The organism is Streptomyces sp. NBC_01551, from assembly GCF_026339935.1.
Taxonomy (GTDB): Bacteria; Actinomycetota; Actinomycetes; order Streptomycetales; family Streptomycetaceae; genus Streptomyces.
Genome location: NZ_JAPEPX010000001.1, coordinates 6,461,040 through 6,482,692 on the forward strand (window position 1 = coordinate 6,461,040; position 21,653 = coordinate 6,482,692).

Below are 21,653 nucleotides of genomic sequence, written 5' to 3' on the forward strand. Positions count from 1 at the left end.
GCTCCGGCCGCGACCTAGGCCGGTACGCCGTCCTTGGGGGTGGCCGGCTGGACGGGCACGGGAGCTGCGGTCTCCTCCTCGGCCGCCGTGCCGTGGCCGTCGTCCAGCAGCGTGGTCTCGTCGAACGGGACGCGGCCCGCGAGGACTTCGGCGGCCCGCGCCCGGTCGAACTCCTTCGTCCACGTCCCGATCAGCACCGTCGCGACCGCGTTCCCGGCGAAGTTCGTCAGCGCCCGGGCCTCGCTCATGAACCGGTCGATGCCCACGATCAGGCCGACCCCGTCGACGAGTTCCGGGCGGTGCGACTGGAGCCCGCCGGCCAGGGTGGCCAGACCCGCGCCGGTGACCCCGGCCGCGCCCTTCGAGGCCACGATCATGAACAGCAGCAGCGAGATCTGCTCGCCGATGGCCAGCGGCTTGCCCATCGCCTCCGCGATGAACAGCGAGGACATCGTCAGGTAGATCGCGGTCCCGTCCAGGTTGAACGAGTAGCCCGTCGGCACCGTGATGCCGACCACCGGCTTGGAGACCCCGAGGTGCTCCATCTTGGCGATCAGCCGCGGCAGCGCCGACTCCGACGAGGAGGTGGAGAGGATCAGCAGGAACTCGCGGCCCAGGTAGCGCAGCAGCGCGAACACGCTGACCCCCGTACACACCCGCAGCAGCGTGCCCAGCACCACGAACACGAACAGCAGACAGGTCGTGTAGAAGCCGATCATGATGACGGCCAGCGACTTCAGGGCGTCGATGCCCGTCGCCCCGACCACCGCCGCGATCGCGCCGAACGCGCCCACCGGGGCCGCCCACATGATCATCGCGAGGACCCGGAACACCAGCTTCTGTACATGGCCGATCCCGCGCAGCAGCGGCTCGCCCGCCGTGCCCATGGCCTGGAGCGCGAACCCGCACAGCAGCGCCACCAGCAGCGTCTGGAGCACCTGGCCCCCGGTGAACGCGGAGACCAGCGTCGTCGGGATGATCGCCAGCAGGAACTCCGGCGTGCTCTGCGCCCCGCCCGCCTTGGCCTGCGCCTCGCCCGCGCTCCGCGCGGCCTCGGTGAGGTGCAGCCCGCTGCCCGGCTCCAGCAGGTTCCCGACCACCAGCCCGATCGCCAGGGCGACCGTCGACATGACCATGAAGTAGCCGAGGGCGAGCCCGCCCACGGCCCCGACCTTGGCCGCCTTGCGCACCGACCCGATGCCCAGCACGATCGTGCAGAAGATCACGGGCGAGATCATCATCTTGATGAGGTTCACGAAGCCGGTGCCCAGCGGCTTGAGTTCGACGGCCACGCCGGGCGCGGCGAAGCCGACGGCGATGCCGAGCAGTACCGCGCCGATCACCGCGATGTAGAGATAATGGGTCTTGTCGCGTCTGGCGGCCACGATGCCTCCTGGTGGTGAATACGTTCCGGGAGACCATGGCCCGCCGCTGTGACCCCGGTCACCCTTGCGTTCATTGAGTTCATGGCCGGGTACACACTGAACTCCATGTTCCGTTTGCCTCGGCCGCCGCGCAGTCTCGCCGGCCAGCTGTTCGCCATGCAGGTGCTGGTCGTCGCCGTGGTCGTCGCCGGCTGCGCCGTCTTCGCGTTCGCGACCGCCCGCGGCCAGGCCGAGGACGCCGCCCGGCGCCAGGCCGGGGCGGTGGCGCGCTCCGTCGCCGACTCCCCGAACGTCCTCGCGGCGGTACGGGGGGCGGCGCGCGCCGCCGGTCCCGCGGCGGGTGCCTCGCCCGGTGCGTCGGCCGCCGTCGCTTCGGCCGACACCTCGGCGGCGCTCCAGCCCTACGCGGAGCGGGTGCGTGCCGACTCCGGCGTGGACTTCGTGACGATCATGGCCCCGGACGGGCGGCGCTGGACCCACCCCGACCCGCGCCGCATCGGCGAGCGCTTCCTGGGCAACACCGGGCCCGCCCTGCGCGGCGAGACCTTCAGCGAGACCTACACCGGCACCCTCGGCCCCTCGATCCGCGTGGTCACCCCGGTGACCGACGACGGCCGGGTGATCGGCATGGTCAGCGCCGGGATCACGGTCCGCGTGATCAGCGCCCGGCTGGCCGAGCAGCTCTCCGTCCTCGCCTGGGTCGCGGGCGGCGCCCTCGCCCTCGGCGGAGCGGGCACGTACGTGGTCAACGCCCGGCTGAGGCGGCACACCCACGGCATGAACGCCGCCGAGCTGAGCCGGATGTACGACTACCACCAGGCGGCCCTGCACGGCGTGCGCGAGGGACTGCTCATGCTCGACGGCCAGCGCCGGATCACCCTCATCAACGACGCGGGCCGCGAACTCCTCGGGCTGGAGGGGGAGTTCAAGGGCTCGGGCGTCGCGGAGCTCGGGCTGCCCGCGCCCCTGACGGGCGCCCTGCTCGCCGACCGGCCCCGGGTGGACGAGGTGCACCTGAGCGCCGACCGGGTGCTCGTCGTCAACAGCTCGCCCGTCGCGGGCGGCGGCCGCCGCGGCACCGTCGTGACCCTGCGCGACCACACCGAACTCCAGTCGCTCACCGGGGAGCTGGACCACGAGCGGGGGTTCACGCAGGCCCTGCGCTCCCAGGCCCACGAGGCGGCCAACCGGCTCCACACCGTGGTCTCCCTCATCGAACTGGGCCGCGCGCAGGAGGCGGTGGAGTTCGCCACCGCCGAACTGGAGCTGGCCCAGGCCCTCACCGACGAGGTGGTCACCGCCGTCGGGGAACCGGTGCTGGTGGCGCTGCTGCTGGGGAAGGCCGCCCAAGCGCACGAGCGGGGGGTCGAGCTGGTCGTCACACCGGACAGCAGCGCGGTCGACGGCCGCACCGGGGCCTTGCCGGCCCGCGACCTCGTCACGGTGCTCGGCAACCTGGTGGACAACGCCGTCGACGCGCTCACCGGCGTGCCCGGCGGCCGGATCTCGGTGACCGTACGGGCCGAGGAGGAAGGGCTGCTGATCCGCGTCGCCGACAACGGGCCGGGGCTGCCCGAGGGCGAGGACGTGTTCCGGCGCGGCTGGTCGGGCAAGGGTGAGGGGCGCGGCCTCGGCCTCGCCCTGGTGCGCCAGGTGGCCCACCGGCACGGCGGCGGCGCGGAGGCCGCCCCGCGCGCGGAGGGCGGCGCGGAGTTCACCGTACGACTGCCGATGCGCGGGGAGGCGGGGGCATGAGCGCGCCCGAGGTGCGGGTCCTGGTCGTCGAGGACGACCCCGTCGCCGCCGACGCGCACGCGCTCTACGTCGGCCGGGTGCCGGGGTTCACCGCCGTCGGCGCGGTGCACTCGCTGGCCGAGGCCACCCGGGTGCTGGAGCGGACCCGGGTCGACCTGCTGCTGCTCGACCTGACCCTGCCCGACGGGCACGGGCTGCGCTTCGCCCGGGGGCTGCGGGCCGCCGGGCACCCCGTCGACGTGATCGTGGTGACCTCGGCGCGGGACCTGGCGGTGGTCCGCGAGAGCGTCTCGCTCGGCGTCGTGCAGTACGTGCTGAAGCCGTTCGCCTTCCCGACCCTGCGCGAACGGCTCCTGCGGTATGCCGAGTTCCGCGCGACGGCGGGCGAGGCGGCAGGCCAGGACGACGTGGACCGGGCCCTCGCGGCGCTGCGCGCGCCCGGCCCCGCCGAGCTCCCCAAAGGCCTCAGCGCGCCGACCCTGGACAGGGTCGCCGCGCTGCTGCGGGCCGCGCCCGAGGGACTGACCGCCGCCGGGGCGGCCGAGGCGGCCGGGATCTCCCGGATCACCGCCCGGCGCTACCTGGAGCACCTGGTGGACACCGGCCGCGCCGACCGCACCCCCCGGTACGGTCAGGTGGGCCGGCCCGAACTGCACTACCGCTGGCTGGCCGCCGCCGGTTCGGTGTCGAAGGTGTAGAACTTGCGGTGGTCCAGCATGTCCGCCGGGGTCACGTCGTTCCACGGCCGCATGGTGTCGTTCAGGTCCACCACGTTCGCGGTGCCCGCCGCCGGCAGGTACGTGGAGCGCGGGTTGCGGGCCTGCCAGTCGGCCCACAGCTTGTCGACGTAGGCGTGGTGCATCCAGAACACCGGGTCGTTGGGGGAGACCCCGGTCGCCATCTGGCCGCCGACCCACACGTGCACCCGGTTGTGCAGGTTGGCGCCGCGCCAGCCCTCCAGGTTGTTGCGGAAGCCGTTCGAGGAACTGTTCCACGGGGCCATGTCGTAGACCGGCATGGCGAGGACGGCGTCCACCTCGGCCTTGGTGGGCAGCTGGGCCACGCCCGTGCCGAGCGCGCGCCGCAGGTAGTTGCGGCCGTCCACGCGGACGTTGATGTCCCACTTGCCCGTCGCGTACGCGAACGGGCCGTCGGTGACCTGGCCGTCGCGGGCCCGGCCGGTGCCGCCGAGGAAGTCGGCGGCCCACAGGGAGGCGCGGGCGGTGCGGTCCACGGTCCAGTCCCAGTAGGGGAGCGTGACCTTGGCGTCGACCTTCTGCAGCTCCGCCTCGAACTCCAGGAGGAAGCGGCGGTGCCAGGGCAGGAAGGACGGCGATCTGTGGCCGACGCGGTCGCCCGAGTCGGTGTCGCTCATGATGAACCCGTTGTGGGTGGTGACGAAGCGGTCGTAGCTGCCGTTGCGCTTGAGTTCGAGGAGCGCGTTGGTGAAGGCGCGCTTCTCCTCGGTGGTCAGCGTGGCCTGGTTCTTGCGCACGGTCATGCCGCGCCTCCCATCGGTGCGAACGGAGCGAGCTGGGCGCCCTGGAGCTCGCGGACCGCGGCGCGGGCCAGCGAGGTGGGGTCGGCGAAGGTCTCGTAGTGGTTGACCACGCTGATCCAGGTGCCGTCGGCGTTGCGCATCACGTGCAGTTCGCGGCCGTCTATTCGGACGGTGGGCAGACCGGCGCCGCCGTGGTGGCCGCCGTGGTGGCCGCCGCCGGTGGCGACGGAGATCTGGATGCGGCGGCCCTGGTAGACCTCGTCGACGGTGCCGGCCGGGGCCGCGGGGGCGGGGGCCGGGGAGGCGGCGATCGCGCTGTGGGCGGCGGCGCCGAGGAGACCGAGGGCACTGAGCGTGCCGGCGGTCGTGCCCAGGGCCTGCCGGCGGGTGATCTTGTTCATGGCCGAAGAAGTACCAGGGCCACACGACCGGTTGTTCGATATCCGGACATCCTGAGATAAGTTGCCCGTAGAACGAATAGGGGAATATTTCCGTCCACCCCATGATCGGCGTCATGGACGGGAAAATTTTCGGTCGCAGTCCTATTGAACGACAAATTCTTCGACCGTTCGGGGCGGCTATGTGAGGGGTCACACTCTGGAGTCGTCCGGATACAGAAGCCTGAATTATCCCGTTGATTCACTTATAGTCCGGATATGGCTCTGCATGAGACGAAGGACGTACGTGCCCTGGACGCCGACGCGGACGTGTTCGCGTCGGCGCTGAGTGGCCAGATCCTCCCCAAGTACCGGATGCCGGAGGACCACTCGCCCTCCGAGGTCGTCTACGAGCTCCTGCACAACGAGCTCCTCCTCGACGGCAACGCGGCCCAGAACCTGGCCACCTTCTGCACCACCTGGTCCGACGACGGCGTGCGCCGCCTGATGGCCGAGTGCCTCGACAAGAACATGATCGACAAGGACGAGTACCCGCAGACCGCCGAGATCGAGTCCCGCTGCGTCAACATCCTGGCCGACCTGTGGAACGCGCCCTCCGGCGGCGCCGCCACCGGCTGCTCCACCACCGGCTCCAGCGAGGCCGCCATGCTCGGCGGACTCGCCCTCAAATGGCGCTGGCGCGAACGCCGCCGCGCCGCGGGCCTCCCTGTCGACCGCCCCAACATCATCTGCGGGCCGGTGCAGATCTGCTGGGACAAGTTCGCCCGCTACTTCGACGTCGAGCTGCGCCAGATCCCCCTGGAGCCGGGCGCCACCGGCCTGCGCCCCCACCAGCTCGCCGCGTACGTCGACGAGAACACCATCGGCGTCGTCGCCATCCTCGGCGTCACCTACAGCTGCGACTACGAGCCCGTCGCCGAGATCGCCGCCGAACTCGACCGGATCCAGGCCGAACACGGCTGGGACGTACCGATCCACGTGGACGGCGCCAGCGGCGGGTTCGTCGCCCCCTTCCTGCACCCCGACGTGGTCTGGGACTTCCGGCTCCCGCGCGTGGCCTCCGTCAATACCTCGGGCCACAAGTACGGCCTCGCCCCGCTCGGCGTCGGCTGGATCGTCTGGCGCACCGCCGACCTGCTCCCGGCCGACCTCGTCTTCAACGTGGACTACCTCGGCGGCGACATGCCGACCTTCGCCCTCAACTTCTCCCGCCCGGGCGGCGAGGTCATCGCCCAGTACTACCTCTTCCTGCGCCTCGGCCGCGGCGGCTACCGGCGCGTCCAGCAGGCCTGCGCCGAGACCGCCCAGTACCTGGCCGGCGAGATCGCCGCCATGGGCCCCTTCACCCTCCTCTACGACGGCCAGGGCGGGCTGCCCGCCGTGTCGTACACCCTCACCGATTCGGCGGCGACGCCCTTCACCCTCTACGACCTCTCCGACCGGCTGCGGATGCGCGGCTGGCAGGTGCCCTCGTACGCGCTGCCCGCCGACCGCGACGACACGGTCATCCAGCGCGTCCTGATCCGGCACGGGGTGACGCGGGACCAGATCGCCCTGCTGGTCGCCGACCTCCGCGCGGCCGTCGAGCACCTCACCTCCGCGCCGCCGGCGGCGCCGGCCACCGAACCCCGGTCCGCCTTCCACCACTGACGGTCGGGCGGCCGAGCCGCCCACGGTGGGGCCCGGCGCCGCTCACGGTGTTCACGGTGTGGGCCCGGCGCCGCTCACGGCGTGGGGCCGGCGCCGCAGCTCACGTGGACGCCGACCAGCGCATGCCCAGGGCCGTCAGCGCCTCGACCCGCTCCGGGGCGAGGGACGCGGCGCGGGAGCGCTGGTTGGAGATCCACGAGCCCAGCCGGAACTCCCGCCCGCCGACCCGCTCCACGTGCGTACGGGGCACCCTCAGGTGCCGCTCGCGCTCCTGGAACTGCCGGGCGGCCGCCAGGTGCGCCGCCCACGCGGCGGCGTGCCCGACGCGCGGCGCGGGCCGCTCGGCCCCGGTCGCCGGGGTCATCCCGAGGGTGTGTTCCAGCAGCCAGCGCTGCGCCCAGGACATCCGGTCCCACGACAGCCGCTGGCCGCGCACCCACAGCCCCAGGTCCTCGCCCTGCGCCAGCACCTCGCCGGGGCCGAGCGGGAGCCGGCCGCCCGCGTCGAGGTGCAGCCGGGTCAGGTGGAAGGCCCGCTGCCAGGAGACCGGCCAGGCCGGGCACCAGGACGCGTCGATCTCCTCCAGGGCCTCCCGCCGCTCCTGCGCCAGCGCGCCCGGCCCCTCGCGACGGGCCGCGGCCCGCTGGTTCTTCACCCAGATGCCGACCGGCGCCCCGTTCCAGGTGGCGTCCGCCGGCGGCAGCAGGTGCCCGTGCTGCGCCGCCCAGGCGCGGGCCGCCTGGAGCCCCTCCTCGAACGCCACGTCGAAGTGGCTCCACACCATGCCGAGTTCGTCCAGTTGCGCCGCCCGCTCCCGCCCCAGGGCGCCCCGGCGGTACGTGCGCCGCGCGTCCGCGATCCACTGGCCGAGCGGGAACCCGGCCAGCCCCGGCGGCCACTCGGCCCCGCCCGGGGGCACCTTGAAGGCGAACGGCACCTTCAGGTCCCCCACGGTCGCGGCGTGGATCCGGGCCGCCTCGACCCCGCGCCGCCAGTGCTCGTGCTCCGGGTTCAGCACGCGCAGCCGGATAAACGCCGCCAGCAGCGCCGGATCGCGTGGGGTGGCGAAGCTCAGCAGGGACTCCGCGCCGGCCCCCGTACCCGACCGGCCCGCCGGGCGGCCCGGCGCCTGCGGCTGGGCGAGGGCCTCGACGAGCCGGGTGTCGTGCGCCCGCAGCGCCTCCAGCAGCCGCGCAAGGCTCCCGTACGCCCGTGAGGTCAGCATCGACTCCGGCGTCTCGCCCGGCCCGAGCAGCACCGGCACCACCAGCGAGGCGACCTTGCCCTCCCCGGGCCGGATCCGCAGCGCCCGGCCGACGGCCTGCACGAGGTCCGGCATGGAACCGCGGACGTCCGCCCAGTACACGGAGTCGCACTGCGCGATGTCGACGCCCTCGCCCAGCACCCGGACGCTGGCGAGGAAGGCCTTGTCGGCGGCCCCGCCGGCGGCGAACGCCTCCAGCACCCGCCGGCGGTGCGCGGGCGCGTGCAGCCCGCACAGCCAGTCGGCCCAGACGGTACGGGGGTACGAGGGCTCCGCCGGGTCCCGCGGGGTGCGCCCGGCCCGCTCCCGCGGTTCGCGCCCGGCCCGCTTCCGGGGTTCGCCCGCGGCCCGGAGCCGGCGAGCCACCGCCGGGAGCCCGGTGGCGAAGGCCTCGGCCTCCTTGGTCAGGTGGTGGAAGACGAGCGTCCGCCGGAAGCCCTGGTCCGCGGCCGCCTTCACCAGAGCCGTCTGGAGCGCCGCGAGCCTGCTCCCGCGCACGGCGTCCGAGCGGCCGTCCGGGCCCAGCAGCACCGCCGCCTGGAAACCCGGATCGGTGATGTCCACGCAGACCACCCGGTACGGGGCGCAGATCCCCCGGTCGATGGCCTCCGACAGGGTCAGGGTGTGGCAGCGCGCCCCGAACGGGCCGTCCGCGTCGTCCTCCATCGAGGCGACGAGCCCGCCCCGTCCCCGGTCGCCGTCCCGCGCGCCCTCCTCGGGCGGCTCGCCGTCCTGCCACACGCGGGGCGTGGCCGTCATGTACAGCCGCCGGACGGAGGGGATCCGGGCGTTGTCGTGCACCACCGCCCAGGGTTTGCCGATCCGGCCGGAGGTCCGGTGCGCCTCGTCGACCACGATCAGGTCCCAGCCCGGCAGTCCGGCGAGGTGGGCCCGCTCGATTGTGCCCATGCCGAGCGAGGCGTACGTGGCGAACACCGTCACCCGGTCCGCCACCCGGCCGCCCCAGCGGGCCAGTACGGCCGGATCGGTGGTGGTGGGCATCCCGGCGTCGTCGTCGCGCAGCGAGCACACGGCGAAGGCGCGCCCGGAGCGGCCGCCCTCCCGCCACGCCGCCGCCGTCTGGACGAGCAGGTCCAGCGTGGGCACCAGGACCAGCACCCGGGCGGCCCGGAGTTCCTCGGCCGAGCGGACGGCGACCAGCGACTTCCCGGAGCCCGTGGCCATGATCACCTGGGTCCGCAGGCCCGCCCCGGGCACCCGGCCGCCGGCGGGCAGCTCCAGGGCCCGCACCACGGCGTCGACGGCCTCGCGCTGGTGCGGGCGGAGCTCTTTCCTCGCCATGACGCCATTCTCCGTCCGCCCGCGCTCTGAGCAGCCTTTTCGGCTCCAGTCTCCATCCTGCCCCAACGATGAGGCAGGCGGGGGAGGCGCGGGCGGGGTGTCCGGCGGGGCGGGCGACCGGGCGACCCGGGAACCGCTACATCTTGGCGCCGAAGTTCTGGGTCCACCACGGCCCGCCCGCGCCCTGGTGGATGCCCACGCCTATGTCCTTGAACGAGCAGTTGAGGATGTTGGCACGGTGGCCCGGGCTGTTCATCCACGAGTTCATCACCGAATCGGCGGTCTGCTGGCCCCGCGCGATGTTCTCCCCGTACGTCGACCACTTGTACCCGGCGGCCGTGGTCCGCTTGCCCGGGTCGGCCCCGTCGGGGTTGGTGTGGTCGAAGAAGTCCCGCGCGGCCATGTCGTCCGAGTGTCCCTGGGCGGCCGCGCGGAGCTTCGGGTCCTCCTTGAGCGGTCCGCAGCCGGCGGCCGCCCGCTCCTTGTTGACGAGGGCGATCACCTGGCCCGCCACCCCCGCCGGGGCGGGCGCCGGAGCCGGCGCCGAGGGCTTCGGCGGCGTCGACTTGGTGCGGCTCTGCGAGGGAGTCGGGCTCGCCGTGGACGGGCTCGGCGAGGCGGACGCGGAAGCGGAGGCGGAGGTCGACGCGGAGGGGGACGCGGAAGCCGAGGCCGACGCGGACGTCGAGGGCGAGGCCGACCCCGAGGGGAGCACCGCGTCGGGCGCCGACAGCGCCGCCAGCGGCGAGGCGCTCGCCCCGCCCTCGGCTTCGTTGTGCCCGGAGCCCGGCAGCGTGCCGAGGTAGACCAGCCCGCCGCCCGTCACGCACGCGGCGAGCACCGCCCCGCCGATCACCCGGCGGCGGCTCTGGCGCCGCTTGCGCAGGGCGCCGCGACCGCCGCCGCCCGCCTCGGCGGGGGACGAGGAAGCGGACTCGCCCGCGCGCCGCCGCGCCGCCCGGCCCGGACCCGACACGACCGGGGTCAGCTCCGTGGCCGCGTCGTGCATCGCGTTGCCGACGGGGACCATGCCGGTCGCCGAGGCCGACCGTACGCCCGCGAGCAGCGCCGCACCGACCGGCACCAGGGCCAGTCCGGCCAGCAGGCCCTCCGCCGGAACCAGCCCGCTGAACAGACCCGAACAACGCACGCATTCCCGGGCGTGCCGGGCTATTCGCTTGCGCCACAGCGCCGAGGGCCGCCCGTCCCAGCTCGCCGTCACCGCGCCCAGCCCCTCGCACGGCGGCTGCGAGTCCAGCGCCCGCTCGACGACCCGGGCCGACTCCAGCTGGGCCTTCATCCGCTGCACGCGGACCGCGGTGTGCTGCGGCGACAGCTCCAGCGCAGCGGACATCTCCGCGCGCGTGACCTCCCCGGCGCACTCCAGCCACCACAGCGACAGCAGCGCCCGGTCGTCCGGCTCCAGCCAGCGCGTGGCGCGGGCCGTCTCACGCCGCTGACCGGCCAGGTTGAGCCGTACGACGGTCAGGTCGACGAAGTCGGCTCCCGGGTCGGCGAGGTCGCCCGCCTCGTCCAGAGCGCTCTCGCCGGGGCCGCTCTGGCGGGCCTGCCAGTACGCCCGGACGCGGTTCATCGTGATCGCCACCAGCCAGGAGCGGAAGCTGTCGTCCGCGCGCAGGCCACCCAACCCGTCGAGCGCGCGCAGCATCGTGTCCTGCACCACGTCGTCAACGTCGTGCGACCCGTTCAGGGCCCGCCCGACGATGTTGTAGACCAGCGGCAGGAACGCGCCGACCAGCTCGTCCTGCGCGCGGGGATCGCCCGCGCGGGCCGCTGCGACCAGTGCTGCCGTGTGCTGTGTACTCATGTGATGTTCCCTGTCCGTACCGGCGGTCGATGATGCCCAATACCTGGGAGACCGTCGAGAGGGGCCTCGATAACACTTATCCGGAAGACGGATCTTCCGCCTCCGGAGATTCTCCGGAAGAGCCGTGCCGCTGGCGCCGCAAGCATCGCATTCCCGGATGTCGCAGCCGCGCCCGGGTACGGGGCTCCCGCCGGGCCGGGCGCCGACCGGGCCCCGGCCGGGTGCTCCGGTCCGGTCACGGGTGAACTCCCGTTGTCCATCGCCACCTTGGGGTACCCGTACGCCCGCGCAGGGTGACAATGGGGGTGACCACGGGACGTGTTGGGGGCGGCATGTCGGCGTTGCTCTGGAGGGGAACGGGCCGGGCGAGAGGCTGGCTCGGCTATCTCGCGGCGGTCGGGCTGGGAGCGGGCGCACTGGCGCTGGCCTCCCTGTGGACCTCCGGTGCCTGGGCCACCGGCATCGGCGCGGCCGTGACCACGCTGTCCGGACTCGTCGCCGAGCGGCTGACACCGGGGGAGGCCTCCGGCGCGGCCGCCGCCGAGCTGCTGCGGACCCCCGCCGGCCGGATCCCGCGGCTGCGCCAGGTGGACCGGCCCGAACTGGCCGGAGCCCATCCCGCCGAAGCCCCGGGCGCGGCCCCCGCCTACATCGAGCGGGACGCCGAACCCCGGCTGCGCGAGGCGCTCGCCCGGGGCGGCTTCGTCCTGGTCGTGGGGGAGTCCACGGCGGGCAAGACCCGGCTCGCCTACGAGGTGGTCCGCTCCCGCCACCCCCGGCACGCCTTCGTCCGCCCGCTGTCGCGCGCCGCGCTGCCCGAGGCGGTACGGATCGCCGCGCGCCGACGTCGCGCCGTGCTGTGGCTGGACGACCTGGAGGACTACCTCGGGGCCGGTGGCCTCACCGCCGCCCAACTGGCCGGGCTGCCCCGGACCCTGGTGGTCGCGACCATGCGCGTCCAGGAGTACCGCCGCTACGACGCCCGCGAGGAGAGCCGGCTCACCGGCTCCGACCGGGACGCCTGGCGGGCCCAGCGCGATCTGCTCCAGCGGGCCGTGGTGCTGCGGCTGGCCCGGCACTGGTCCCCGCAGGAGCGCCGCAGGGCCGCCGCCCACCGGGACGACCCCCGGATCGGGGCCGCGCTGCGCGCCGGGGAGCGCTTCGGGATCGCGGAGGTCCTGGCCGCCGGGCCGGAGCTGCGCGGCTCCTGGGAGAACGCCTGGGCCCCGGGCGCCAATCCGCGCGGCGCGGCCGTCGTCGCCGCGGCGGTGGACTGCCGCCGGGCCGGGCTGCGGCGGCCCGTCAGCCGCGAGTGGCTGCGCGCGCTGCACGCCCCCTACCTGGCGGCGCGCGGCGGCGGCGACCTCCAGCCCGAGCCCTTCGCGGCGGCGATGGACTGGGCCTGCGCCTCCGCCTACGCGACGAGCGGGCTGCTGATCGGCAACTACACCCAGGGGTACACGGCCTTCGACTACCTGCTGAACGCACCGGGGCCGGAACCGGTTCCCGACCACCTGTGGCGGGGGCTGCTCGCCCGGGTGGAGCCCGTCGACGCCTACGACATGGGCCTGGTCGCCCACCAGGAGGGGCGGCTGCCCCGGGCAGTCGAGGCCCTCACCCGGGCCCGCCGGGGCGGCATCCCCGGCGCCGAACTGCCCCTGGCCATCGCCGTCGGGGACGCGGGACAGCCGCGCCGGGCCGCCGCCGACCTCGCCGGCATCGTCCGGCGCCGCCAGGACCGGCTCGGCCCGCGCCACCGCGACACCCTCGCCGCCCGGCACCAGCTGGCCTTCTTCACCGGGGAGGCCGGGGACGTCCGCGCCGCCGCGGCCCGCTTCGCCGAGCTGGCCTCCGACACCGAGGCGGTGCTCGGCCCCGACCACCCCGACACCTTGGCCACCCGCCACCAGCTGGCGTACTTCACCGGCGAGGCGGGCGACCCGCGCGCCGCCGCCGGCCAACTGGAGCGGCTGCTCGCCGACCGGCTGCGCGTCCAGGGCCCCGGGCACCCGCAGACGCTGGCCACCCGGCGCAGCCTGATCTGGTTCCGCGCCACCGAACCGGCCGGGGCCGAGCGGGAGCTGGCCGCGCTGCTGGCGGACGCCGAGGGCCTGCTCGGCCCCGACGACCCGCACACCCTCGCGATCCGGAGCAGCCTGGCGGCCCTCGCAGCCAGGGCCGGCCGACACGCCGAGGCCGCGGCCGCCTGGGCCGCCATCGCGGCCGACCGCACGCGGGTGCTCGGCGCGGAGCACCCGCACGCCGTGTACGCCCGGCTGGAGTGGGCCCGGGCGCTGATCGCCGAGGGGCGGCGGGAGGAGGCCGGCGCGCTGCTGGCCCGGGTGCTCGACGAGGCCGGAAGGGTCCTGGAGCCCGGGCACCGGCACCTACGGATCGCCCGCGAACTCGGCGCCGCCTCCGGGGTCACAGGAGCGGAGCCAGAGCCTGCGTAGCCGCCCGCAGGGCCGGTGCGTAGGCCTCGATCTGCTCGCGGGAGACCAGGAAGGTGACGGTGGTGACGGACACGCCGCCGACCGGCCGGCCCGTCGGGCCGAGGACCGGCGCGCCGACGCAGCGGATGGTGGGCTCGTTCTCCTCGTCGTCCACGGCGAACCCCCGGGCGCGGACGGCCTCCAGCTCGGCCCGCAGCGCTTCCGGGGTGGTCAGCGAGTGCGGTGTGCGGCCCGGCAGACCGGTGGCGGAGATCAGCTCCCGTACCTCCTCGGCGGGCAGGTGGGCCAGGATGCCCTTGCCGATCGCCGTCGTGTGCAGCGGCATGCGCATGCCGACGCGGGAGGCCGTCCGGAAGGGCTGGTCGCTCTCCAGCTTCCGGATGTACGTGATGGTCTCCCCGGTGTGCAGCGCCAGGTGCACCGTCTGCCCGGTGGCCTGCCGGAGCTCGTCGAGGATCCGCTCCACGTCCGCCGGCTCCCCGGCGGAGACCAGGGCGGACAGCCCGCGGAGCCGGGGGCCGACGCCGTACCGGCTGTCCGGTTCCGGCCGGACGAAGCCCTGCTCGATGAGGGAGGCGAGGATGCGGAACGTGCTGGACTTCGCCACCGCGGCCGCCGCCGTCACGTCGGTGAGCCGGTGCGGGCCGCCGGGGGCCGCGACGGCCTCCAGGATCCGCAGGGACTTCTCCAGCGCGGAGCCGGCCGCCGAGGTCCGGCCGGCGCGGGCGGCGGGGCTGTCTGCGTCCGTTGACATGTGATCTCCGCAGATGGGTATGGTCTACACCAGAGGTTCCGGGACACGATACAGCGTTCCACTACGTGGAACACCTGAAGGAGGGCCGACTTGTCCTGTCATCCCTACGAGGTGATAGCCGCCCAGCGTCTGCTGCCGGTGCTGCGCGACCCCGACGCGGACGACTCCGTACGCCGGACCACCGCCCTGCTGGCCGCGGGGTGCCGCGCGGTCGAACTGACCACCTCCACCCCCGGCTGGGCCGAGGCCGTCGTTCGCACGGCGCCGCTCGCCGACGCCGCGGGCCGCCCGGCCCTGATCGGCGTCGGCACCGTCACCACCGCCGCGCAGGCGCGGGCCGCGCTGGACGCGGGCGCGGCGTTCCTGATCTCCCCGTACCCGGCTCCCGAGGTCCGGGCGTACGCCGCCGAGCGCGGGGCCGTCTTCATCGAGGGCGGATTCACCCCCGGCGAGATCGCCGCCGCCGCGCGGGGCGCGGGCGCCGCGAAGGTCTTCCCCGCCCACGTCGGCGGCCCGGCGTTCCTCCGCTCCCTCAAGGCCGTCCTGCCCACCGCGCTGCTCATCCCGACCGGGGGCATCACACCCGCCGAAGTCCCCGCCTGGCTCGCCGCCGGGGCGGCCGCCGTCGGCATCGGCAGCGGCCTCCCGACCGCCCCGTCCGACCTCACCGCCGTCTTCGCGGACCTGGCCCTACCGTGCTGCCCGACATGCACGGCCGACACGGAGCCCCGATGACACCGCCGCCACCCGCGCCACCCGCGCCGCCAGGGCTGTCTGATTCCGCCGCGGCAGCGGCTTCCGCCACCTCGCCCGTTTCCGGCGCCTCCGCGACCTCGTTCACGTCGGCCGGCTCTGCCGTGTCGTCGGCGTCGGCTACCTCCGCCCCGTCTGCGGCGGCGGCCTCGGCCGCGTTCGCCATCCCCGCAGAGCCCCCGCTGCGGGGCGCCGCCGAAGGGACCGTCGCGCACGGCGCCTGCTCCGGGGACACGCTCAACGCGCCGCCCGCGCCGTGCGCATCCCGCGAGTCGGCGGCCGGGGCCTCAGCCGCCCCCGCCGCCTCCGTGGGCCCGTTCGCGGTAGCCGTCTCCGCGGCCCCGGTTCGGTACGACGTGCTCGTGCTCGGGGAGGTGCTCGTCGAGGTCCATGCCGAGGCTCCGTTGAGGGGCGCCGTCGACGGGACCGCCGCGCGGGTCTCCTACTCCGGGGACGCGCTCAACGCGGCGGCCGCCGCGGCTGCCGCCGGGGCGCGGACCGCGCTCCTCGCCGTCGTCGGAGACGACGAGCTGAGCGTGCCGCTGCTGCGCCGGGCCGCCGACCTCGGCATCGACGTCTCCCACGTGCGCCACGCCCCGCGCCCCAACGGCGCCTACCTGCTCGCCTCCGACCCCGAAGGCGACCGCGCGTTCGTCTACTGGCGCACCCACAGCGCCGGATCCACCCTCTCGACCCGGCACATCGCCTCCTGGCGCGAGCTGCTGACCGGCTCCACCGCCCTGATCACCAGCGGGATCACCGGCGCCCTGTCCCCGACCAGCCGTGACGCCGTGCTGGCCGCCGCCCGGGCCGTGCACGCGGCCGGCGGGCACCTCTCGTACGACCCCAACTTCCGCCCCCGGCTCGCCGGCCGGGCCGAGGCCCGGGAGCTGCTGGCCCGCATCGCCCCGCTGACCGGGCTGCTCAAGAGCTCCTGCCCGGCCGACGCGCGGGCCCTGGTCGACACCGGCGACCCCCGCACCGCCGCCGCCCGCTACCGCGCACTCGGCGCCCGCGCGGTCGCCGTCACCGCCGGCGCCGACCGGCTGTTGCTGGACGAGGGCGCGGGGGAGCCGGCGTACCACCCCGTACCGCCGAACCCCCACCCGGTCGACGCGACCGGCGCCGGGGACTGCTTCACCGGCACCGCCACCGCCCGGATCGCCCTGGGGGACACCCTCGCGGACGCCGTGGCCTACGGGACGGCCGCCGCCTCCCTCTCCGTGTCCGGGCGCGGCGGCACCGGCCGGATTCCCGCCTTCCACGAGACGGCGGCCCTGGCGGCGGCCCACCGGGGAGCCCGCTGACCGAGCCCGCTGACCGGCCCGCTGACCGGCCCGCCGACTACGCTGCTTCGAGCAGCGCGATCTCCTCGGCGGAGAGCCGCAGCGCGCCCGCGGCGATGTTCTCGGCCAGGTGGTCCGGGTTCCCGGTGCCCGGGATGGCCAGGACGTGAGTCCCCCGGTTCAGCGTCCAGGCCAGCCGCAGCTGCGCGGCCGACACCCCGCGCTCCTTGGCGAGGGACCGCACCCGCTCGGCTTCCTCCGAGACCACCCCCGCCTCCTTGCCGGAGCCCGCGATCGCGAAGAACGGCACGAAGGCCACGCCCTGTTCCCCGCACGCGTCCAGGAACGCGTGGTCCTCGGCCGGGGACCCGATCCCGTACGCGTTCTGCACGCACACCACGGGCGCGATGGCCAGCGCCTCCGCGAACTGGGCGGGGCTGACGTTGGAGATGCCCAGGTGCCGGATCAGCCCGGCGGCGCGCAGCTCGGCGAGCGCCCCGAAGTGCTCGGCGAGCGAACCGTCCGCCTGGCTGGGCGGGATGCGCAGGTTGACCACGTCCAGGTGGTCGCGGCCCAGCTGGCGCAGGTTCTCCTCGACCTGCCCGCGCAGCTGCCCGGGCGTGGCCCACCACCAGTCGCCGCCCGGGCCGCGGCCCGGCCCTACCTTGGTGGTGATGACGAGCTCGTCGCCGTACGGGGCGAGGGCGCTGTTGATCAGCTCGTTGGCGGAGCGCAGCGGGGAGAAGTAGAAGGCGGCGGTGTCGATGTGGTTGACCCCGAGCTCGACGGCCTTGCGCAGCACGCCGGTGACGCGGTCGCGGTCGCTGGGGGAGCCGTCGGCGAGGTGCGTGAGGCGCATCGCGCCGAAGCCCATGCGGTTGACGGTGAGGTCGCCGAGTCGCCAGGTGCCCGCGGCGCTCGCGGTGAGGGGGTTCAAGGTCATCCGGAGACCCTATCCGGGTCGGCATCAGGGTCGGCGACCCAGCCTGCGGCCAGGACCAGGCGGGACGTCCGGTGCACGGCCAGGAAACCGAACGGGCTGGTGAACGCGGCCTCGGCGTGACGGGCGCGATGGCCGGCGCGGGGCATACCGCCACGGGGCTGCGCGGCGATGGCGGTCACGGCGGCGGCCTCGAACCCCGTCGCGTGGAACCGGGCCATGGCGGCCTGACGTGCCGAGCCGATCACCAGCGGCAGCCGGCTCACGCCGGGGAAGTGGTCCCCCTCGGCCCCGCTCGCGCTCTCCAGCCCGAACAGGCCGGCGTGTTCCAGCAGATCGTGCTCCACGAGCAGCGAGAAGGCGGGCGTCCGCACCCTCAACACGGGTCGCGGGCTGTACGAGTCCACCGTGCGGATCGTCAGACCCGGCCCCGGAGTTCCCTCGGGCAGGGTGGTTCCGTCCGCGGCGGGCACGGCTCCCTCGACGGCCGCGATGCCGGTCGCCAGCACCTCGCCCGGCGGGGAGGCGGCCGGGCCGAGCACCAGGTGCACGTCCACCTCGTCCGCACCGGCCACCCTCAGCAGCGTGACCGGCCCCGACGCGCCGTCCGTCACCCGGACGTCCTCCAGCGCCGCGGTGGTGCGGTGCAGCCATCGCAGGGGCTTCCCGGCCCACGGGCCGTCGTACGCGGGCCCGGCTCACTCGGTGAAGGTGTCCGCCCACGTCAGCCGCAGCGCGAGCGCCGACGCCAGCACCAGCAGCGTCTCCTCGCCGAGCTCGACCGGCATCTTCTCGATCAGTCCGCCCGTCCGCTCCGACGCCCACGCGTCAAGGGACTTGGTGTCCGCCTCGGTGTCGCCCGACAGCTCGCCCCGCGCGCCCTGCGGGAGTTCCGCCAGCCAGCGCTCCTCCAGCGCGAGCCCGGCCTTGGCCCAGAGCCCCGTCGCGGCCTGGAGGCCCCGTACGCCGGCCAGCGCGCCCAGCAGCTCCCGCGCGGCCTTCGCCGCCGAGCCCGCGGGTATGCCCAGGGCTCCGGCCAGTTCCTCGCGCGCCGGGCCGCCCGCGCCGTCCGCGAGGAGGGCCAGCAGGGGCCAGACACCGGCCGCCGTGAGCACCGAGTCCCGCTCGCCCGTCACCGTCCGGCCGGCCCAGCGGGCGGTGAGCCGGTTGACCGCCCGTACCGTCGTGTTGTCCATGGCCGGAGCGTACGTGGTGGGCGCCGCCGGGCCGGAGCGGTCTTCGCGGCCCGGCGGCGCCGGTCAGAGGGGTCAGCGGCACGAGGGGTCAGCGGCCGCCCCGCAGGCCCTGGTCCACGGCCGTCATCAGCTCGCCGTCCGCCGTGTCGGCGTCCAGCGACCAGAACATGGCGCCGCCGAGGCCGTTCTCCCGTACGTACCGGCTCTTGGTGCGGAGCACCTGCGGGTCGTCGTACGTCCACAGGGTGCTGCCGTCGAACAGCCAGGCGTGGCCGCCGCGCCGGTCGCGGTAGACCTCGTACGCGCCCGAACCGGCCAGGGCCTTCAGCGCCTTGTAGTCCTCGTACCCCGCCGCCCAGGTGGCCGGCGCCGGGCCCGCGGCCGGCTGCCCCATGCCGTCGCCGCCCCCGCTGACCCCGGTCCAGCCCTGACCGTAGAACGGCATGCCCATCACCAGCTTGTGCGCGGGCGCCCCGCGCTCCCGCCAGGCCTCGACCGTGCCGTCGACGCTGAAGTCGCCCCGGGCGTACAGCGCCGACTGCTGGGCCGTCGTCCTCTCGCCGGAGACGTGGAAGTCGTAGCCCTGGAGGGTCACGAAGTCGAGGTCGCGCATGATCCGGCGGACGTCGAAGCCCGCGTCGATCTTCGCGGGGGCGGTGGGGACGAAGGCCGTCAGCTCGTACGTCGTCTTCCGCTTCTGGCCGCGCCCGTACGCGTCGAGCTGCGTACGGAACTCCTTGACCAGCTCCGCGAAGTTGCGCTTGTCCTCCGGCCGGAACTTCGTGTCGGTGTCACCGGCCGAGCCGGGCCACTCCCAGTCGAGGTCGATGCCGTCGAAGACGCCCGCCGCCGCGCCCGCGCCGCCCCGGGCGCCGTCCTGCGGCAGGTTCCCCTTGATGTAGAGGTCGATGCAGGACGCCACGAAGGCCTTGCGGGAGGCCGGGGTGAGCGCCGCGTCCGAGAAGTGCGTGGACCAGCTCCAGCCGCCGAGCGAGATCAGCACCTTGAGCTTCGGGTGCTTGGCCTTGAGCTCGCGCAGCTGGTTGAAGTTGCCGGCGAGGGGCTGCGCCGCGTCGTCGGCGACCCCGTCGACGGAGTTCGCGGCGTCCAGCGGGCGCACGTAGTCGGCCCACGCGTCGGCCTCGCCCGGGACGTTGCCCGTGAAGCACTTGCCGTCCGCGCTGACGTTGCCGAAGGCGTAGTTGATGTGGGTGAGCTTCGCGGCGGAGCCGTTCGCGTCTAGGTCCTGGACCTGGAAGTCCCGTCCGTAGACGCCCCATTGGGTGAAGTACCCGACCTTCTTGTACGCGCGGTCGTGGCCCGCGTCGCCGTGCGCGCCGGCGGCGGGCGCGAAGGCGGTCAGCAGGGAGAGGGAACAGGCGGCGACGGCCATCCTGCCGAGCATGCTGCGGCGCATGGGCTTCCTTTGCGGATGCGGGGAGTGGTGCTCCTGAGCCGTGCTGGTGCGGGTGCATCCCGGAAACTATTGGTCTGGACCATCTCGGTCAAGAGGGCGTTCGCCCCGGGTTCCGGGCCGGAGCCCGTCCGTCCGAAAATCATCGGTCACGGCACTGGGCTCCTCGGGGCCCGGTAGCTACCCTCCGCGCATGATTTCCACGGTGGTCTGGGGTACCGGGAATGTCGGCCGTGCGGCGATCCGTGCCGTCGAGGCCCACCCGGCACTCAAACTCACGGCAGTACTCGTCCACAACCCCGACAAGACCGGCCGCGACGCCGGCGAACTCGCCGGGCTCGACTACCCCCTGGGCGTCGCGGCGACCGACGCCGTCGACGCCGTGCTCGCGGCCCGCCCCGACGCCGTCGTCTACGCGGCCTCCGGCGACACCCGCCCAGACGACGCCCTCGCCGACATCGCCCGGGCGATCCGGGCCGGCGCGGTCGTCGTCAGCCCCGCCCTGTACCCGCTCTACGACCAGCGCAACGCCCCGCCGGAGTTCCGGGATCCGGTGATCGCCGCCATCGCGGAGGGCGGCGGCTCGCTGTTCGCCTCCGGTGTCGACCCGGGCTGGGGCAACGACGTACTGCCGCTGCTGATCAGCGGACTGGCCACGACCGTCGACGTGATCCGCTGCCAGGAGATCTTCGACTACTCCACCTACGACCAACCCGACTCGGTCCGCTACCTCGTCGGCATGGGCCAGCCCATGGACTTCGAGCCGATGATGCTGATGCCCTCGATCCCGACCATGGTGTGGGGCGGGCAGATACGGCTGATGGCCCGGGCCCTCGGCGTCGAACTCGACGAGATCCGCGAGACGTCCGAGCGGCGCGCGCTCGACGCGACCGTGACCACGCGGACGATGGGTGAGTTCGAGGCCGGCACCCAGGGCGCCATCCGCTTCGAGGTGCGGGGCATCGTCGAGGGCGAACCACGCATCGTCATCGAGCACGTCACCCGCATCCACCCGTCCTGCGCGCCGGACTGGCCCACACCGCCCGACGGGGCCGGGGCGCACCGAGTGATCATCGAGGGCCGCCCCCGTATCGAGGTCACGGTCGAGGCCACCGACGAGGGCGAGAACCGCTCCGCGGGCGGGAACGCCACCGCGGTCGGCCGCCTGGTGGGCGCCATCGACTGGCTGATGGAAGCGGAACCCGGAATCTACGACGCGCTGGACGTCCCGCTGCGTCCCGCGGTCGGCAAACTCGGAAGGAAGCAGCCATGAAGATCGACATTCCCGAGGGCCAGCACCCGATCGAATACGTCTGGGGCGACATGGTCCCCGGCATCGGGATGGCCGCCGCCAACTTCTCGCTGTCCGTCTACGCCCACACCACCCTGGGGCTGCGCGAGTTCGAGGCCGCGCGGCTGCGGGTCGCCCAGATCAACGGGTGCGTCTTCTGCCTGGACTGGCGCACCGAGCGCGACGGGGAGAAGGTCGAGGAGGAGTTCGCCGACGCCGTGACCGAGTGGCGCACCACCGACGCCTTCGACGACCGCACGCGGCTCGCCGCCGAGTACGCCGAGCGCTACACCCTCGATCACCACGGGCTCGACGACGAGTTCTGGGGCCGGATGACCGCCCGCTACAACCAGCTGGAGATCGTGGAGCTGACGATGAGCATCGGTTCCTGGCTGGCCTTCGGCCGGCTCAACCACGTGCTCGGCCTCGACAGCGTGTGCGTCCTGCCCGGGCACTGACGTGGTCCGGGGCCGCTCGGCTCGA

The 21,653-nt window shown here is 74.5% G+C and carries 18 protein-coding genes; 8 read left to right on the forward strand and 10 right to left on the reverse strand.

From position 1 onward, the window contains the following. Positions 1 to 14 precede the first annotated feature (14 nt). Positions 15 to 1,385 (reverse strand): cation:dicarboxylase symporter family transporter, encoded by a 1,371-nt coding sequence (locus OG982_RS29100; RefSeq protein ID WP_266781717.1) that lies wholly within the window; start codon positions 1,383 to 1,385, stop codon positions 15 to 17. Positions 1,386 to 1,490: 105 nt separating this feature from the next. On the opposite strand from OG982_RS29100, the gene OG982_RS29105 reads away from it, so the two are divergent. Together OG982_RS29105 and OG982_RS29110 are read left to right on the forward strand one after the other, a co-directional pair. Beyond that, on the forward strand, positions 1,491 to 3,140 hold the full coding sequence (locus tag OG982_RS29105; protein WP_266781715.1) for a sensor histidine kinase: 1,650 nt from the start codon (positions 1,491 to 1,493) through the stop codon (positions 3,138 to 3,140). Continuing rightward, the gene (locus OG982_RS29110) at positions 3,137 to 3,838 is read left to right on the forward strand and encodes a response regulator (protein ID WP_266781713.1); all 702 of its coding nucleotides are present in this window, start codon (positions 3,137 to 3,139) and stop codon (positions 3,836 to 3,838) included. Before OG982_RS29105 ends, OG982_RS29110 begins: the two co-directional genes overlap by 4 nt. On the opposite strand, the gene OG982_RS29115 is transcribed toward OG982_RS29110, so the two are convergent. Both OG982_RS29115 and OG982_RS29120 read right to left on the reverse strand, forming a co-directional pair. Continuing rightward, positions 3,796 to 4,641, reverse strand: coding sequence for a tyrosinase family protein (locus tag OG982_RS29115; RefSeq protein ID WP_266781711.1), 846 nt, complete (start codon positions 4,639 to 4,641; stop codon positions 3,796 to 3,798). The two genes, OG982_RS29110 and OG982_RS29115, sit on opposite strands and share 43 nt — an antisense overlap. Beyond that, positions 4,638 to 5,042 (reverse strand): tyrosinase family oxidase copper chaperone, encoded by a 405-nt coding sequence (locus OG982_RS29120; protein WP_266781709.1) that lies wholly within the window; start codon positions 5,040 to 5,042, stop codon positions 4,638 to 4,640. Before OG982_RS29120 ends, OG982_RS29115 begins: the two co-directional genes overlap by 4 nt. A gap of 255 nt (positions 5,043 to 5,297) precedes the next feature. Here OG982_RS29120 and OG982_RS29125 point away from each other — a divergent pair, with 255 nt between their 5' ends. Further along, complete coding sequence (locus OG982_RS29125) at positions 5,298 to 6,689, forward strand: glutamate decarboxylase (RefSeq protein WP_266949764.1); 1,392 nt, start codon at positions 5,298 to 5,300, stop codon at positions 6,687 to 6,689. 100 nt (positions 6,690 to 6,789) lie between these two features. On the opposite strand, the gene OG982_RS29130 is transcribed toward OG982_RS29125, so the two are convergent. Further along, entirely contained in the window at positions 6,790 to 9,255 is a 2,466-nt protein-coding gene (locus tag OG982_RS29130; protein WP_266949765.1) for a DEAD/DEAH box helicase, read from the reverse strand. Positions 9,256 to 9,391: 136 nt separating this feature from the next. Then, complete coding sequence (locus OG982_RS29135; protein WP_266781703.1) at positions 9,392 to 11,083, reverse strand: sigma-70 family RNA polymerase sigma factor; 1,692 nt, start codon at positions 11,081 to 11,083, stop codon at positions 9,392 to 9,394. A gap of 332 nt (positions 11,084 to 11,415) precedes the next feature. Here OG982_RS29135 and OG982_RS29140 point away from each other — a divergent pair, with 332 nt between their 5' ends. Next, positions 11,416 to 13,536: a tetratricopeptide repeat protein gene (locus OG982_RS29140; protein WP_266949767.1), complete on the forward strand. Its 2,121-nt coding sequence runs from the start codon at positions 11,416 to 11,418 to the stop codon at positions 13,534 to 13,536. Here OG982_RS29140 and OG982_RS29145 read toward each other — a convergent pair. Beyond that, a complete protein-coding gene (locus OG982_RS29145) occupies positions 13,508 to 14,290 on the reverse strand; it encodes an IclR family transcriptional regulator (RefSeq protein WP_266949768.1) in 783 nt (260 codons plus the stop codon). The genes OG982_RS29140 and OG982_RS29145 overlap by 29 nt on opposite strands. A 90-nt stretch (positions 14,291 to 14,380) precedes the next feature. Between OG982_RS29145 and OG982_RS29150 the strand changes: the two genes are divergently transcribed. Both OG982_RS29150 and OG982_RS29155 read left to right on the forward strand, forming a co-directional pair. Further along, positions 14,381 to 15,025, forward strand: coding sequence for a bifunctional 4-hydroxy-2-oxoglutarate aldolase/2-dehydro-3-deoxy-phosphogluconate aldolase (locus OG982_RS29150; RefSeq protein WP_266949769.1), 645 nt, complete (start codon positions 14,381 to 14,383; stop codon positions 15,023 to 15,025). Positions 15,026 to 15,147: 122 nt separating this feature from the next. Further along, a complete protein-coding gene (locus tag OG982_RS29155; RefSeq protein ID WP_266949770.1) occupies positions 15,148 to 16,350 on the forward strand; it encodes a PfkB family carbohydrate kinase in 1,203 nt (400 codons plus the stop codon). A gap of 37 nt (positions 16,351 to 16,387) precedes the next feature. On the opposite strand, the gene OG982_RS29160 is transcribed toward OG982_RS29155, so the two are convergent. From OG982_RS29160 to OG982_RS29170, 4 genes are all read right to left on the reverse strand, one after another. Further along, on the reverse strand, positions 16,388 to 17,272 hold the full coding sequence (locus tag OG982_RS29160; protein ID WP_266949772.1) for an aldo/keto reductase: 885 nt from the start codon (positions 17,270 to 17,272) through the stop codon (positions 16,388 to 16,390). After that, a complete protein-coding gene (locus OG982_RS31015; RefSeq protein ID WP_323139286.1) occupies positions 17,269 to 17,883 on the reverse strand; it encodes a hypothetical protein in 615 nt (204 codons plus the stop codon). The genes OG982_RS29160 and OG982_RS31015 overlap by 4 nt, the downstream gene beginning before the upstream one ends. A gap of 84 nt (positions 17,884 to 17,967) precedes the next feature. After that, positions 17,968 to 18,465, reverse strand: coding sequence for a serpin family protein (locus OG982_RS31020; protein ID WP_323139287.1), 498 nt, complete (start codon positions 18,463 to 18,465; stop codon positions 17,968 to 17,970). 88 nt (positions 18,466 to 18,553) lie between these two features. Further along, positions 18,554 to 19,882 (reverse strand): glycoside hydrolase family 18 protein, encoded by a 1,329-nt coding sequence (locus OG982_RS29170; protein ID WP_266781689.1) that lies wholly within the window; start codon positions 19,880 to 19,882, stop codon positions 18,554 to 18,556. A gap of 190 nt (positions 19,883 to 20,072) precedes the next feature. Here OG982_RS29170 and OG982_RS29175 point away from each other — a divergent pair, with 190 nt between their 5' ends. Both OG982_RS29175 and OG982_RS29180 read left to right on the forward strand, forming a co-directional pair. After that, positions 20,073 to 21,152, forward strand: coding sequence for a dihydrodipicolinate reductase (locus OG982_RS29175; RefSeq protein ID WP_266781687.1), 1,080 nt, complete (start codon positions 20,073 to 20,075; stop codon positions 21,150 to 21,152). Then, a complete protein-coding gene (locus OG982_RS29180) occupies positions 21,149 to 21,628 on the forward strand; it encodes a carboxymuconolactone decarboxylase family protein (RefSeq protein WP_266949774.1) in 480 nt (159 codons plus the stop codon). Before OG982_RS29175 ends, OG982_RS29180 begins: the two co-directional genes overlap by 4 nt. The last annotated feature ends 25 nt before the right edge of the window (positions 21,629 to 21,653 follow it).

Coding starts and splice junctions, on each gene's coding strand:
- OG982_RS29175 (WP_266781687.1), top strand. CDS start 20,073: ATGATTTCCACGGTGGTCTGGGGTACCGGGAATGTCGGCCGTGCGGCG.
- OG982_RS29130 (WP_266949765.1), bottom strand. CDS start 9,255: ATGGCGAGGAAAGAGCTCCGCCCGCACCAGCGCGAGGCCGTCGACGCC.
- OG982_RS29145 (WP_266949768.1), bottom strand. CDS start 14,290: ATGTCAACGGACGCAGACAGCCCCGCCGCCCGCGCCGGCCGGACCTCG.
- OG982_RS29115 (WP_266781711.1), bottom strand. CDS start 4,641: ATGACCGTGCGCAAGAACCAGGCCACGCTGACCACCGAGGAGAAGCGC.
- OG982_RS29170 (WP_266781689.1), bottom strand. CDS start 19,882: ATGCGCCGCAGCATGCTCGGCAGGATGGCCGTCGCCGCCTGTTCCCTC.
- OG982_RS29120 (WP_266781709.1), bottom strand. CDS start 5,042: ATGAACAAGATCACCCGCCGGCAGGCCCTGGGCACGACCGCCGGCACG.
- OG982_RS29140 (WP_266949767.1), top strand. CDS start 11,416: ATGTCGGCGTTGCTCTGGAGGGGAACGGGCCGGGCGAGAGGCTGGCTC.
- OG982_RS29105 (WP_266781715.1), top strand. CDS start 1,491: ATGTTCCGTTTGCCTCGGCCGCCGCGCAGTCTCGCCGGCCAGCTGTTC.
- OG982_RS29110 (WP_266781713.1), top strand. CDS start 3,137: ATGAGCGCGCCCGAGGTGCGGGTCCTGGTCGTCGAGGACGACCCCGTC.
- OG982_RS29135 (WP_266781703.1), bottom strand. CDS start 11,083: ATGAGTACACAGCACACGGCAGCACTGGTCGCAGCGGCCCGCGCGGGC.
- OG982_RS31020 (WP_323139287.1), bottom strand. CDS start 18,465: ATGGACAACACGACGGTACGGGCGGTCAACCGGCTCACCGCCCGCTGG.
- OG982_RS29160 (WP_266949772.1), bottom strand. CDS start 17,272: ATGACCTTGAACCCCCTCACCGCGAGCGCCGCGGGCACCTGGCGACTC.
- OG982_RS29180 (WP_266949774.1), top strand. CDS start 21,149: ATGAAGATCGACATTCCCGAGGGCCAGCACCCGATCGAATACGTCTGG.
- OG982_RS29125 (WP_266949764.1), top strand. CDS start 5,298: ATGGCTCTGCATGAGACGAAGGACGTACGTGCCCTGGACGCCGACGCG.